Raw genomic sequence first — 14,247 nt, 5'->3', positions numbered from 1 at the left:
TATCTTTTCGTCCTCCATTCCTAACGTGCACTCAGATATCCAAATCCGGTTTCATTTGTAGCACCGGTAATGGCCTGAATTTCAACTTCGATTGTTCCATCTTCACGATGAGAATGTTCATTACCACCAGCAATGGTTGTAACGAATTCTTCTGTTCCGATTACTTTATCCATCTTAGGAAGTACGATTACCTGGTTAGCATTTCCACCGGTTACAACTGCGTCTGCAGCCGGATCAGCATCTGCCAGTGACTGAGATTTTCCGTCACGTCCGGCATATTCGTCTGTAATGATTACAGTCTTAACGCCTTCAGCTTCGATCTTCTTGCAGTTCATGATAAGGTCAGTATCCGGGTTACCGAATCCTTCCTGAGATACGATAACTGCATCAAGGTCTAACAGACGGCACATCTTAGCTGTCCAGTCAGATGAACGCATCTTATCAGCAAGGTATACGTTTTCGTTTGTAAGAATCTGGCAAACGAAGTTGATTGTTTTTCCGTGTTCTTCGAACAGGTCATGTACAACCGGGTTGTTTTCATGAACATATGTTGGGTTCTTATCGCAAGCGGATACACAGTTACCAGATACGATAGCTCCGTCCATAACTTCTGTCGGGTTCATGATTGTAGAGAGTGTTCTCTTAGCATCAACACCGTATACATATGTGTCATGGAGAAGCCCCTGGCTCTGAAGCATCTGTACATAAGCAACTCTCGGAAGGTTCGGGAATTTTTCTTTTCCTTCCATGATTCCGTATGTTTCATAAACCTTTGTCTCATCTGGTGTAAGTTCGCGAGCAAGTTCCCCAAGATAAACTGCTACTCTGAATCCGGCAAGACGAACAGCTTTTTCATATTCATGCTGTTTGATTCCTTCAACCGGTTCGCAGACAACAACTAAGTTGTTCAGCTTTGAAAATGGAGTATATTCTGCACCCGGGCCTGACATATCGATGATACCTTCCTGGAAACCAACGATCTTACCAGCTGTTACAACAGCCATTCCCTTTAATGCATATGTCTTACCACTTCCTACAGTGTCAACTTTTGCGATAACGCCCGGGAAGATTCCCCCTCTTCCTTCAACTTTAACACGTGGTTCAATAACGTCTTTAACCGGAGTGATACGAACGCTTTCACCTGGTTTTGCAATATCAAACTTAACGCCTTTGATTTTTTCGTCCTCAAGAACGATTGCCTTTACAGCTTCTTCATCAACATAGAGAACGCCGTTTTCGATTTTAGACTCAGACGCGAACTGAATGTCGTTAATAAAAATGTGACCCATTTCTAATCTCACTGTAAATTCCCTCCTTTTTTGAATGTGTTTGTTGTATGCTCAAAAGTACACCAAACCGCATGTACTTCTACAGCCTTTTGTCTAGCGCCAGCTTTCCGCTGACGGCAGAGCGCTTGAGATCAATGTGTAATCTACAAGCTGAAAGTCTGCATAAACCTGTGGTTTATAAAGATCAGACTTAAACTGAAATTTGCCGCACGCCTGAATAGCACTCGCGATAATCTGCATTGCCTGTGCATCCAGACCTTCCGGCGTTTCTGAGAGCATAACCGACTTATATGGAGTCTCATTCGGTTTTACGCTTCCGGACAGCGGATGTGTCAAAAGCCGGTATCCCTGGAAGATCATCTTCTGAACTTTTTTAAGTGTGTCCTCATAAGAAAGTTCTTCGTATTCCACATGATAATCTTCCCCCAGTTTTTCTTTTACCAGCGGATTATTTGTGATAATCATAAATCCAGTATTCATAGCCGCTTCTTCCTTTCGTCCCCTGTCCGTTTATGCGGTCTTTTTTGACTCCCTGTGTCTGAAATACTCCAGATAATTTTTTAACATATATCTGGTATCAAAAAAGGACGCCAAAACAACTTCTCTGTTTTAAACGTCCTTTCTGTCTCCTTGTAAATTCGGCAATTCCGGATTCAGAGTGTAGTACCTTTCCCGATCCTTTTGCCTGAAAGTTTCACCATTCAACGAGCTTTACTGCTCTACGGTTTGCATCTTCGGCGACCATTTATCAAATATCTTTATAAATGATTCTCTCGCAGGAAATATCAACCTACTATCTAATTGACTGCATTTTTTATACATTTTACAGCATCTTTCTTGCTGACATGATTACTATAACACACATTTATACAAAATGCTAGTCTTTTTATAGATTTTTTTGTATATATCTTATTGTTTTTTTCTATAACTATTTTTCAGTTATTATACAAATTATCTATTTGCCTTTTTTCTGATTTGGCAGGAAATTATTATAGTAATCGTCATGCGTCTTCTTAACAAGACCACTGAGTGCTACCAGTGCAATCGCATTCGGGATAACCATCATACTGTTAAAGCAGTCTGCCATATTCCATACAAGTTCTACTTCCTGAAGTGATCCAAGTGCTACGCAGATACATACAATGATTGAGTAAATTTTAACAGCTTTTGCTCCAAACAGGTAACGGATGTTTGCTTCACCGAAGAAATACCATCCGATGATCGTTGAGAATGCGAAGAATAACATACAGATCGCGATAAAGATCTCACCGAACTTACCATATAATGTAGAGAAAGCATACTGGCTCAGCTGTGCACCTGTAAGACCAGTCGTTCTTGAACCGGTTGTGATAATAACAAGTGCTGTCAGGTTAAGAATTACGAATGTATCAATGAACACACCGATCATAGCTACAAAGCCCTGTTCAACCGGATGTTTTACTTTTGCTACTGCATGTGCGTGTGGTGTAGAACCCATACCAGCTTCATTGGAGAAGAGACCTCTTGCCACACCTTTCTGTACTGCAAGCTTCAAGGTTGCGCCCATTGCACCACCTGCTACTGCTGCCGGTTTAAACGCACCGACAATAATGTCATGGAATGCTGCCGGGATTGCTGTAACGTTTGCAAAAATTACGATCAAAGAACCTACTATATAAAATGCTGCCATGATCGGCACGATCAGTTCAGTAACTTTTGCGATTCGCTTCATACCACCTGTGAATACAAACAGAGAAACAACTGCTACAAAAATACCCATTGCAATCTTCGGAATTCCGAATGCAGTGTTCCATGATGCTGCGATTGAGTTAGACTGAACTGCATTGCCCATGAATCCAAGTGCAAAGATAATCAGGACTGCAAAAATAGCTGCCAGAACTTTTCCGAACGTTCCTTTAAATGCTCCTCGTATGTAATATACCGGACCACCGGTTACGGTTCCGTCATCACTGACCTGCTTGAACTTCTGAGCCATAACCGCTTCTGCGAAGATCGTTGACATTCCGAGGAATGCGCTGATCCACATCCAGAAGATTGCTCCCGGACCACCGACTGCAATTGCAGTTGCAGCTCCGGCGATATTACCGGTACCAACCTGAGCAGCAATCGCTGTTGCAAGTGCTTGGAAAGAAGACATTCCGTCTTTTCCGGCATCCCCTTTCTTGCTAAAAAGTCCGCCAAAAGTTCTGTTCCATCCATCTTTAAAACCACGGATCTGGATAAATCCAAGCTTAAATGTGAACAGCAAGCCAATACCTACAAGTGCTATGATCAGCACCGATCCTGTTAGGACATCATTTACCTTTAATACTAAATCGTTAATACTCATACGGTAACCCTCCTTTTTAATAGACATCCCTTATAGTTTTTATCTGTTGAATCTATAATAACCTATTTATAGTTTTTATGCAATATTTTCAGTTAACTTATTTATTTTTTGTGTATTATCACCATGTTATTACGATAACATAATAAATTTGCTCTAAATAAGTGCGTTTTTTCGCGCTTTTCTGTGTTTGTCAAAAACTCAGTTTTCATATTTTTCGTCAAATTGTCTAATTAATGACGATTTAATATCTATGCATTTCCATGGGATTTATAGATTCTTTCAGATGAACGCATTAATTCTTTACTATATTGATATTTCAAAGAAGTTATTTTCAGACCATGAAACATAAATAAAAAGCAGGGAGCAATCTTCCGTCTTACCCGGAAATCTGCTTCCTGCTCTTCCATTCTGTTTATTCAGTTATTCTATACATTGATCTCTGCTTTTACACCAAGCAGCTCTTTATTTTCATCCAGGATCGGCCGGATCACATTCTTAAGGAATGCTTCGACCTGTTCTTTGGAACGTCCTACATATTTGGATGGATCCATTGTTTTCTGAAGATCTTCCAGACTCAGATTAAATGCATCATCTGACGCGATCAGTTCAAGAAGGTTGTTGTCCAGACCTTTTTCTTTAACATTCTTTCCTGCTTCCATCGAAAGTTCACGGATTCTTTCATGCAGTTCCTGACGGTCTCCACCAGCTTTTACTGCATCCATCATAATATTCTCTGTTGCCATGAACGGAAGTTCAGACATCAGACGTTTTTCAATTACTTTTGGATATACAACCAGTCCGTCAACGACATTCAGGCACAGATCCAGAATACCGTCAATCGCAAGAAAACCTTCCGGTACACTCAGGCGCTTGTTCGCAGAGTCATCCAGAGTACGTTCAAACCACTGTGTAGCAGAAGTGATCGCCGGGTTCAGTGCATCAATCATCACGTAACGGGACAGAGATGCGATTCGTTCGCTTCTCATTGGATTTCTCTTATATGCCATTGCAGAAGATCCGATCTGTGTCTTTTCAAACGGCTCTTCCACTTCTTTCAGATGCTGGAGAAGACGGATGTCATTGGAGAATTTGTGTGCACTTGCTGCAATTCCGGCAAGAACATTCACAACTCTTGTATCCACTTTACGGGAATAGGTCTGTCCGGATACCGGATAGCATGCTTCAAATCCCATCTTCTTAGCAATCATTGGATCGATCTTATCAATGGTCTCCTGATCTCCCTCAAACAGTTCCAGGAAGCTTGCCTGTGTACCGGTTGTTCCTTTTGATCCAAGAAGTTTCAGGCTTCCAAGCACATAATCAAGATCTGCAAGATCCATAGAAAATTCCTGCATCCACAGAGTTGCTCTCTTTCCAACCGTTGTCGGCTGTGCTGGCTGGAAATGAGTAAATGCAAGTGTCGGAAGATCTTTATACTGATCTGCGAACTTTGAAAGTTCATCCAGAACATTAACCAGCTTTTTCTTAACAAGTTTCAGAGCCTCTGCCATGATAATGATATCGGTATTATCACCTACATAACAGGAAGTTGCTCCCAGATGAATGATCCCTTTTGCTTTCGGGCACTGCTGTCCATATGCATATACATGAGACATCACATCATGGCGCACTACTTTTTCACGCGCTTTTGCGACATCGTAATTGATATCCTCTGCATGCTCTTTCAGTTCTGCGATCTGTTCATCTGTAATATTGAGCCCCAGCTCTTTTTCTGTCTCTGCAAGTGCGATCCAGAGTTTTCTCCATGTCTTAAATTTCATGTCCGGAGAAAAAATATACTGCATCTCCTTGCTGGCATACCGCTCTGAAAGCGGACTTACATACTTGTCGTATCCCATAGTCTTATCCTCCCTATTCTTCTGACTCAAACGCGTGGGAAATATCTTTTCCCGGAACGCGCATCGGGTAATTTCCTGTAAAACATGCATCGCAGTATCCAAGATCTCCAACCATGTCTTTCAGCTTATCTATTTCCATATATCCAAGAGAATCTGCTCCGATCATTTCACGGATCTGCTCCGTTGTATGTGAATGAGCAATGAGCTGATCATTCGACGGTACATCTGTACCAAAATAACAAGGATGTAAAAACGGTGGCGAACTGATTCTTACATGAACTTCTTTTGCTCCTGCTTTTTTGAGCATCTTGATGATATTTGCACAGGTCGTTCCACGGACGATGGAATCATCTACCATAACAATACGCTTGCCCCGTACAACCTCTTCAATAACATTCAGTTTGATCTTCACACTGGACTCTCTTTGACTCTGTTTCGGCTTGATAAAGGTTCTTCCTACATAACTGTTCTTGTGGAATGCCATACCGTAAGGGATTCCGGAATATTCCGAATATCCTTTTGCCGCAACCAGTCCGGAATCCGGCACACCGACAACCAGATCAGCCTCTACCGGATAAGACTGTGCAAGAGCCTTTCCTGCAACAATCCTTGCATGATATACATTGATGTTGTCGATCACGCTGTCCATACGTGCAAAATAAATGTACTCAAAAATACAACGTGCCTGCTTTTCAGGTGGAATCTGCATACTTTTGTCCGAAGATACTCCATGCTTTGTAAAGCTGACAATCTCTCCCGGTTCCACGTCACGGATAAAGTCTGCACCAACTGCTGCAAGGGCACAGCTTTCCGATGCCAGGAACCAGGTATTATCTCGCTTGCCGATACAGAGTGGTTTGAGACCAAATGGATCTCTCGCTCCGATCATCTTACGCGGGCTTGATACAACCAGTGCATATGCGCCTTCAATTTTCTTCATTGCATTCCTGACCGCATCCTCTGCCTTTGAAACCTTCAGACGCTCTCTTGCAATATGATAGGCAATCACTTCCGAATCAATCGTTGTCTGGAAGATTGCTCCGGTATATTCCAGTTCATGACGAAGCTCGATCGCATTCGTCAGATTACCATTATGGGCAATCACCAATGTACCTTTCACATAATTCAGAACCAGTGGCTGTGCATTTTCCGCACGAGTTCCCCCTGCTGTCGAATACCGCACATGTCCGACGCCAAGGTTTCCCTTTAATTTGCCAAGTTCTTCCTCATCGAATACTTCATTGACTAGTCCTAGTCCCTTTCTGAAATGAACTTTCCGCTTGCCATAGGTATCTGTCACTGCAATTCCGCAGCTTTCCTGCCCTCTGTGCTGAAGGGCAAACAAACCATAGTACACTGACGGCGCAACATCGCCACCATCCATATCATAGGCACCGAATACACCACATTCTTCACCTAAACCAGTCTCTACTCTTTCAAGTTCGCTCATCGTTTTGTCTTCTCCTATTTGTTGTATCCGCTTAATTTTTACATAGAGAGTATAATACATGATTTTCCGAAAATCAATACACAGCCTTGAACTTTCTCCCGTACACTATGCTCTTCTGTACTCTTTTTTCCATTCTTCAAACAATTCCTTTGACGGTTCGATGTTGATATTTTCTCTCACTTTTTCTATCTTTTCTGTAAGTTTGTTGTCAATTTCCAAAAGGATTTCATTGCCCATGACCATCTTCTGATATTCATCCTGCGGCATGTATCTGGAACTTGCATACAGGTAACCTTCGAGCATTTTATTATCTTCACAGATCTTATACGCCTTCTCATACATTCTCGCCGACTCTTCATACAGAAATGCTCTCCCATATGCTCCGGCAAGGCACGCAGACACGCGACCATAAAAACGCTTATCTACTGAATCATCCTTTTCTCCGTTGACGATCGACATGTAAACCAGGATTGCCGATTCCAGTTCTCCACTTTCCATCAGCTTATCTGCTTTGTATTTCTGACGTTCTACTTCTTTCTGGTTCTTGAGTTTCTCCAGAACATTCTGGATGTGTGCCATTTCACCCGGTGTGTAGATTCTGGATTCATGTAGCACAAGAACCACAAATTTCTCCACGGAACCATGATTCCGGATCAGTTCCACCAGCTTTACTGCAAGATCCTGCATTTCCAGTTCATCTGCGATCCATCTGCAGAGCTGCTCATTCATGATCGTATAATCGATCAGATACAGATTGTTGCACAGATAATAACACAGCTCTTCCAGTGTACTGATTCTTGTATGGATCCTCGAAATTTCATAGGGATGTTTTGCCTTTTTCTTATGACAAAGAATTAAACTGCCCATTGCTGCCTCCTAATTCAATGATCTTCTCCAACCGGAATCCTGATGGCGCAAAAAATTCGCCAAATCCCATATCTTCAAAAATAATATGACAGGTCTTTTCATCCGAGAAGAATGTACTAATTTTCAGACGAAGCGCATAGTTTTTCCGGTCCGGCAAACCTTTCAGAGAAACCGACTCCACAAGATGCCTGCCGGTCACCAGAGAATCTACATGGATCTCAATATCCTCTGTATCACCAAGAAGCACCTCAAACTGTCTGTCTGATTCGTACCAGTGATTGCCCCAGGATACCAGTGGGTACCAGCCTTCTTCTCCATTCACGCGCATCCGCACGGAAATCTGCTCGGTCAGTTTTGTCTCATCCAGGTAGACTGGCGCATCTGACTGTTCCTCTTTTCTGCGCTGCGCTGTATAACACGCTCCTTTACTGTACAGATTATTTCCCATAAACGCACGGCGTCCGTTACAGAGAACGCGCAGAGAATTCGGATACCAGTTATTTTCAAATCCATCTCCTGTCAAAAAGACAGAAGAGATCATCTTCTTGTTGAATACACTCTGGATAAAACGTTTAAAATGCTCATCTGCCGCTTTTGCCTTTTCAACATGCAGCACCGGATAAACTGCTTCCAGTTCTTCCATACGTGCATCTGCCACCTTGTCCACCGTCACAAAGCTTTCTCTGCTTTTCTGCGAACTGTTCTTCAGTTCCCGCAACATATATGCCCGGATCACATCCTCGTCACAGTAAAAAAGTGCCGCTTCATACTGCCATAATTCTTTCGGCTGATTAAACATATAATGGCAGAAGCTTTCCTTGTAGTCCTGAACATAAATATTTTCCTTTGCCACTCCGAGTTTCTGTCCGATTCCCTTCAGCAGGACGCGGATATCTTCGTTTTTCTCCGGGACTGTAAACGTGATGCTTTCAATTTCTTCAAATCCGTTCAACGTGTACTTTACAAAATCCGCCAGCAGCTGGACGCCTTCATATTCCTGTCCGTCTACCTCAATTTTCCTATTGCCAAGCGCACACTCCCAGATCCCTTCCACGCAGATACTGTCCCTTACCGTAGACATCCTTCTTGCCTGTCTTCCGTAAGTCCAGGTCTCTTTATAATAGTTCATCACCAGAGGAATCTGATTGTTCTCTTTTTCAATTCCGGTATCCACCGTCTCCGGTTCCTGTGTTTTTTCATTATAATAACTGATCTGACACATCTTTGCATTGATGTCATATCCTATAATACTTCCATGTGTCATGAAGTATTTCCTCCTTTAGTAAGCAACAAAAATATCCTCAGCAAGCTGTTTTTCTGTTGCAAATTCCTTCATCGCGATTGCCAGTGCTTCATTCTTCAGTGATGTCATATCATTCAGTCTTCCAAATTTTCCGATTGGTCTCACCTCACGCGGCTTATAGTCACTTTTTTCCGTAACTGTCACCTTATCCTTATTCGTCTCTGTAAAATAATAACGCAGAGATTCATCACCAAACAAAATAAAGCTCTTGATATAAGTGTCTTCATATGCCGGAAGCAGTATTTCTTCCTGATAATTCATATTATCACTTTCGCCTTTCCGTATCTGGTAGGAAATTGCCACTTTGCTTCCAGGTTTTGCGTGATATTCGATCATCGTCTTATCATAAAGCTGCACTTCTCTGAGCCAGTTCTCCGGATACTTCAAATAGAAAGAAAAATACAGCTGTTTTTCACACATTTCGCGCAGGAATTCCCGTAGCATCGGTTCCAGTTCCTGATGCACTTCCCTGCTGGAATAATATTTTAGCAGGGCGATCTTACAGATATCCGGAAGATCTTCCTCTTTGCGGTATTCATTTGCGATGATTACAAAAATACATCCTTTTACCTGGCGTCCGTTCACCACATATTCTCTTGAAACATAAGCAAGATATGCTCTCTTTAAACGGAAATACGTTCTTCCTTCATAATAATCCGCAAAAATTTCTTCCTCACCAAACATAGTTTCCGAGAAAAGCATCTGCGTAATGATTCTTTCTGAAAGCTTGTAGGTTGTAATATCATAATCTCTTGCCACATGCCAGAGTTTCTTCATATTACGGGTCGATCCACAATAATACTCAGCAAGATAAGACAGCGTCTGCTTATCATACTGATCTTTCAGAAACAGTTCAAAGCATAATGCCAGAAGAAAATCATCCTCCTCCGTACCTTCTTCACGCAGGCGCATACTGCACATTTTAAACACTTCTTTTTCATCTGCCATCTCCAGCCCGTGCTCTCTAAGCATATCCCAGGTCAGTTCTTTTTTCTCTTTCTTCCGTTCCTCTTCCTCATGCTCTTCCTGATATTTTTTGCAGATTTCCATATACCGGTTCTCATAGAACATCCTCATAGTCTCATATGGAATGGAATCAATGTAATGGCGGCCGTCTTTTGATTCCCAGACAATCCGTGCGTCTTTATTGTATAAATATACAATCACTCCATCCGCACTGTACTGTACTTTCTGACTGATCGTTCCGTCAGGCTCGATCACCATGACAAACGCCATGTTCTTTACCGTTGTCTTAATCTCATAAGCATGGCAGATATCATAAACTGCCCGGATTCTTTCCGGTGTCATATCCCGCTCAGTACAGCAGCGTTTGTAAATAATATGCAGAATATCATTGATCCTTCGATTCTCAAGCTGCATCCAGGCAAACCGCTCCATCTGCTCTCTGTAAGCACTGTAAAGCTCACTGCTTTCTTCCTCACAGTTAATCAGATTTGCATACAACACCGCTGCTTTTTTATATTCCAGTGTATTTCCATGCCGGAAGTAAAGTAATACGGATTTTGGAAACTGTCTGTCCAGATATTTGTCATCCACAGTCATCATATAATATTCAAAAAGCTGCGCAATCTTCAGATCTTCTTTTACTGCCAAGGCATACCACTTGAAGCATTCCGGTGTTGTCCGATTGCCACGGATCAGATGGGTACAAATTGCTGTCAGAATCTGTGGATCCGGGAAAATCCGATAAACCTTCTGCATCACAACATCCAGATTCTTATCATAAGTCCGCTGTTGGGATGCAAGGTTCGCCATATAAAGCGCAATTTCCTTTGTCAGAACTCCGTGCTTCTGCGCAAAATTGAGAATCTGTACTTCAAATGCCGAGAGCTTTTTCAGACAGGTTGGCTTCTCCAGAAAACACCGGTATGCCTGCCAGTACAGAATTACCTGGTTCGCACCGTTGCTGCAATGGCGTTCCAGAACCTGTAATTTTTTGCTATAGTTTTTATATTCCGGATCAATGTCAATCAGCATACACACAAGCTCCCATGAAGTTGGTTCTTTCATATATGCCTTATTCAGTTCTTCAATTGCTTTGTTAACCTGGCTGCCTGATTTTCTTAAAAGCGCAGTCAGATACAGATAATACGATGAAATGACCGAATCCTTATTCACTGAGAAACGGCTGTAATTGTAATCATCCAGAATACCACTGGCCTTGTCCGGCTCCTTACAGAGCAGGTTAAGATGTGCATCAAACAGTGGATAAACATCTCCGTCTTCTGAATATATATCCAGTCCCTTCAGTTTTTCTCTTGTTGCGTCCGCCCAGGCTGTCAGATCCTTTCCTTCCGCATTGCACGCAAGGAAATCCTTTATGATTGATGCAATCGTCTTATCTGCCACACGTCTGTTCTCTGCATGATCCTTGTGATTGGCCAACATTACCTCATAGGTCAGCGATTCATACGGACTTTCAAAAACAATCTGTCCATAATTATTTCCCGCATGAGCCTTTTCCGGATGAATGATATAACTGAAATCAAACAGATTTCCCACAAAATCGTCCGTTGTAAAGTTATCCCTTCCAATCTGGATAAAATCACCGCTCACATGCACCTTCACCGGCATAAATCCCCAAGTATTCTTTGTAAAATGAATAATCTCACGGGTTGCTTCTTTTAAATTGCGGAAGGTTCTCTGATTCCGTCCCATTGTCAGGAAAATACATTCTTTCTGTTTGATTCCGACCAGAAATTCTTCCATCGCCTGCTCACCGAGAGACCATTTCCTAATATTATCATAAAGTGCCTTTATCCTTGGCTCTTCATACTTTATCACGTCATAAAAATCGCGTGATCTGAAAAGACGGTGTGCCTCAATAAAGTTCTCCATCGCCAGCCTTTTAAAATCACGGATATTCTGTACTCTTCCACAGGAAGTCTCGACTGATGGTTTTTCAATGATCGCAGTAAAGTTTACCTCAAATTCTCCACCATTACATACAATCGTAAACTTTCCCTGTTCAACATGCCCGGGAGCAAGTCCGCTTCCATCATAAGTAAAACGGAGTTCCACCGGGTTGCCCTCAAATCCCTGTTCTTCTAAATGTATACGAAAAGAAGAAGAATATACAAGTCCTCTGATATCTCCTTCTTTCCTGTTCTTCAAAATGAAACTTCCCTGGCAGGACTCTCCTTCCCCGATCGTCATCTCAAGATTCGTTACCGGCAGTACAATCTCCGGATGAACAGTTCGAAAATCTCCTTTGGAAAATTTTTTTATTTTATTCTTCAAGCTTGCCACCTACTTCTGCATTGCATTTTTTCAAAAAGACATTATAATAAATTATAACATTATTCTGCATATCAGGCAATGCGGAATACCCGATTTTTTTAATTCACAGATTTTTGTTATACACAAAGGAGAATACTATTTATGGAAGCAAAACCGCAGTTTCATGGAAGTGACACCGCTGCTGTCGCCGCATTTTATCATGTACCGGTGGACGAGATCGTCTGCTTTGGAGCCAATGTCAACCCACTTGGATTATCCAAAAACCTGAAAAAAGATCTTGCTGCACATCTGGATCTTCTCAGTAGTTATCCAGACCGAAATTACACTACTTTGAAGAAAGTGATTGCCGATTACTGCCAGATTTTACCGGAACATGTAATCGTCGGAAATGGTTCTACCGAGCTGATCTCTCTCCTAATCCAGACACGGAAACCACAAAAAACGCTGGTTCTTGGACCAACTTATTCCGAGTATGGACGTGAACTGGATCTGGTGGGAAGTTCCATCCATACTTACCTGTTAAAAGAGTCAGATCAGTTCCATCTTGATATCCATGCCTTCTGCGAAGAAATCAGGAAAGGCTATGATCTGGTGATATTATGTAACCCGAACAATCCGACTTCGTCCGCTCTCAAAATGCCTGAGATCCAGACCATTCTGGACTGCTGCCGGGAGGCTGGCTCTTTCTTGATGATCGATGAGACTTACGTTGAATTTGCACCGGATATTAATGAAATTTCTTCCATGTCTCTGATCAGCAGTTTTGATAATCTGATGATTCTCCGTGGCGTATCCAAATTTTATGCCGCACCTGGTCTCCGCCTCGGCTACGGTGCAACCAGTAACAGCCAGTTTCTTCAGGATCTTCTGCTGATGCAGAACCCATGGAGTCTGAACAGTCTCGGCGCTTACGCTGGCGAGAAGATGCTCCAGGATCAGGAGTATATCCGGAAAACACGGGATCTGATCCTCTCCGAGCGAGACAAAATGTGCACTGAAATTTCCAAAATCAATGTGCTGACTGTGTATCCTGCTTATGCGAATTTTGTACTGGTAAAGATTGAAAAAGAGGGAGTTACTTCTGCGGATGTGTTTGAATTTCTGATCAAGCAGGGTCTGATGGTGAGAGACTGCTCCAGCTTCAAAGAACTGGGCGGGGAATACTTCCGGTTCTGCATTATGGCTCCGGAAGATAATAAGAGACTGCTTCAGGGAATACAGGATTTCTTTGCATAATGTTTCCTATCCCCACAAGAAGACCATTCACTAAATCGCCAACTCTTATTTCTAAAAATTTTGAGCAGCACAGGATCCCGGCGCAAATGATATTGAATCGTTGCGACTAAGAGCGCACAAAAATAGGGGTGGTGTCCGTGTTCACACGAACATCATCCCCTTTTTTGTACAAGCTTCGGAGTTGCCATGCATCCGTATGAAACTGCCAGTGACAGTTTCATAGGTGACGATCAATATCATTTGCGCCGGAATCCTTCCCTCTTCACACTATTCTTTCAAAATAAGCGCCACAAACACAAGATCTTCTTCCCCCGCATTCTTGATGCCATGTCCATTTCCGTCTGCGCAGAAAGTCACATCACCAACTTCTACCGGATATTCTTTGCCATTATCATTGTAAATGCCTGCCCCTTTTGTCAGATAGTAAGTCTCAGTCTCTCCATGATGCTCATGATATCCGATCTCACATCCAGGTTTTAACGTTACTTCATTGAACATCTTGCAGTACGCGCCGAGCTGTTCACCTTTGATCAGTTCTTCCTTCAGGATATAGCCTGCGCCACCCGCTACATTTTCTGCTTTGATTGGTTGTCTTTCTGATTTCTTTGTCATGACTCTTTTCCTCCTGTCTGATCAGATTTCTTTATCTGTCA

10 protein-coding genes and 1 riboswitch are annotated in these 14,247 nt (G+C 42.4%); of the genes, 1 reads left to right on the top strand and 9 read right to left on the bottom strand.

The features are described from left to right. Nucleotides 1–20 precede the first annotated feature (20 nt). The 8 genes from PG418_RS12405 to PG418_RS12370 form a co-directional block, all read right to left on the bottom strand. Complete coding sequence (locus PG418_RS12405) at nucleotides 21–1,301, bottom strand: glycine/sarcosine/betaine reductase component B subunit (RefSeq protein WP_207642890.1); 1,281 nt, start codon at nucleotides 1,299–1,301, stop codon at nucleotides 21–23. Nucleotides 1,302–1,382: 81 nt separating this feature from the next. Continuing rightward, complete coding sequence (locus PG418_RS12400; RefSeq protein WP_022220909.1) at nucleotides 1,383–1,769, bottom strand: GrdX family protein; 387 nt, start codon at nucleotides 1,767–1,769, stop codon at nucleotides 1,383–1,385. 183 nt (nucleotides 1,770–1,952) lie between these two features. Beyond that, nucleotides 1,953–2,077, bottom strand: a riboswitch (glycine riboswitch). A 167-nt stretch (nucleotides 2,078–2,244) separates the two neighbouring features. Beyond that, entirely contained in the window at nucleotides 2,245–3,618 is a 1,374-nt protein-coding gene (locus tag PG418_RS12395) for an alanine/glycine:cation symporter family protein (protein ID WP_022220910.1), read from the bottom strand. A 425-nt stretch (nucleotides 3,619–4,043) separates the two neighbouring features. Further along, on the bottom strand, nucleotides 4,044–5,477 hold the full coding sequence (gene purB, locus PG418_RS12390) for an adenylosuccinate lyase (RefSeq protein ID WP_044999258.1): 1,434 nt from the start codon (nucleotides 5,475–5,477) through the stop codon (nucleotides 4,044–4,046). Between the two features lie 13 nt (nucleotides 5,478–5,490). Continuing rightward, a complete protein-coding gene (gene purF / locus PG418_RS12385) occupies nucleotides 5,491–6,927 on the bottom strand; it encodes an amidophosphoribosyltransferase (protein WP_044999256.1) in 1,437 nt (478 codons plus the stop codon). 105 nt (nucleotides 6,928–7,032) lie between these two features. After that, nucleotides 7,033–7,794: a hypothetical protein gene (locus PG418_RS12380; protein ID WP_008375292.1), complete on the bottom strand. Its 762-nt coding sequence runs from the start codon at nucleotides 7,792–7,794 to the stop codon at nucleotides 7,033–7,035. Next, the gene (locus tag PG418_RS12375) at nucleotides 7,769–9,058 is read right to left on the bottom strand and encodes a DUF5716 family protein (protein ID WP_118217896.1); all 1,290 of its coding nucleotides are present in this window, start codon (nucleotides 9,056–9,058) and stop codon (nucleotides 7,769–7,771) included. Before PG418_RS12375 ends, PG418_RS12380 begins: the two co-directional genes overlap by 26 nt. A 15-nt stretch (nucleotides 9,059–9,073) precedes the next feature. Continuing rightward, nucleotides 9,074–12,367, bottom strand: a complete 3,294-nt coding sequence (locus PG418_RS12370; RefSeq protein ID WP_242856238.1) for a DUF5717 family protein — start codon at nucleotides 12,365–12,367, stop codon at nucleotides 9,074–9,076. 132 nt (nucleotides 12,368–12,499) lie between these two features. Between PG418_RS12370 and PG418_RS12365 the strand changes: the two genes are divergently transcribed. Then, entirely contained in the window at nucleotides 12,500–13,594 is a 1,095-nt protein-coding gene (locus PG418_RS12365) for a pyridoxal phosphate-dependent aminotransferase (RefSeq protein WP_055297027.1), read from the top strand. A 267-nt stretch (nucleotides 13,595–13,861) separates the two neighbouring features. Here PG418_RS12365 and PG418_RS12360 read toward each other — a convergent pair whose 3' ends face one another. After that, on the bottom strand, nucleotides 13,862–14,206 hold the full coding sequence (locus PG418_RS12360; RefSeq protein ID WP_008375282.1) for a cupin domain-containing protein: 345 nt from the start codon (nucleotides 14,204–14,206) through the stop codon (nucleotides 13,862–13,864). Between the last annotated feature and the right edge of the window lie 41 nt (nucleotides 14,207–14,247).

Source organism: Bariatricus sp. TF06-38A, from assembly GCF_027690675.1.
In the GTDB taxonomy this organism is placed as follows: domain Bacteria; phylum Bacillota; class Clostridia; order Lachnospirales; family Lachnospiraceae; genus Allocoprococcus; species Allocoprococcus comes.
This window is presented reverse-complemented; position numbering and strand designations above follow the sequence as displayed.

Coding starts and splice junctions, on each gene's coding strand:
- purF (WP_044999256.1), bottom strand. CDS start 6,927: ATGAGCGAACTTGAAAGAGTAGAGACTGGTTTAGGTGAAGAATGTGGT.
- PG418_RS12365 (WP_055297027.1), top strand. CDS start 12,500: ATGGAAGCAAAACCGCAGTTTCATGGAAGTGACACCGCTGCTGTCGCC.
- PG418_RS12400 (WP_022220909.1), bottom strand. CDS start 1,769: ATGAATACTGGATTTATGATTATCACAAATAATCCGCTGGTAAAAGAA.
- PG418_RS12360 (WP_008375282.1), bottom strand. CDS start 14,206: ATGACAAAGAAATCAGAAAGACAACCAATCAAAGCAGAAAATGTAGCG.
- PG418_RS12395 (WP_022220910.1), bottom strand. CDS start 3,618: ATGAGTATTAACGATTTAGTATTAAAGGTAAATGATGTCCTAACAGGA.
- PG418_RS12375 (WP_118217896.1), bottom strand. CDS start 9,058: ATGACACATGGAAGTATTATAGGATATGACATCAATGCAAAGATGTGT.
- purB (WP_044999258.1), bottom strand. CDS start 5,477: ATGGGATACGACAAGTATGTAAGTCCGCTTTCAGAGCGGTATGCCAGC.
- PG418_RS12380 (WP_008375292.1), bottom strand. CDS start 7,794: ATGGGCAGTTTAATTCTTTGTCATAAGAAAAAGGCAAAACATCCCTAT.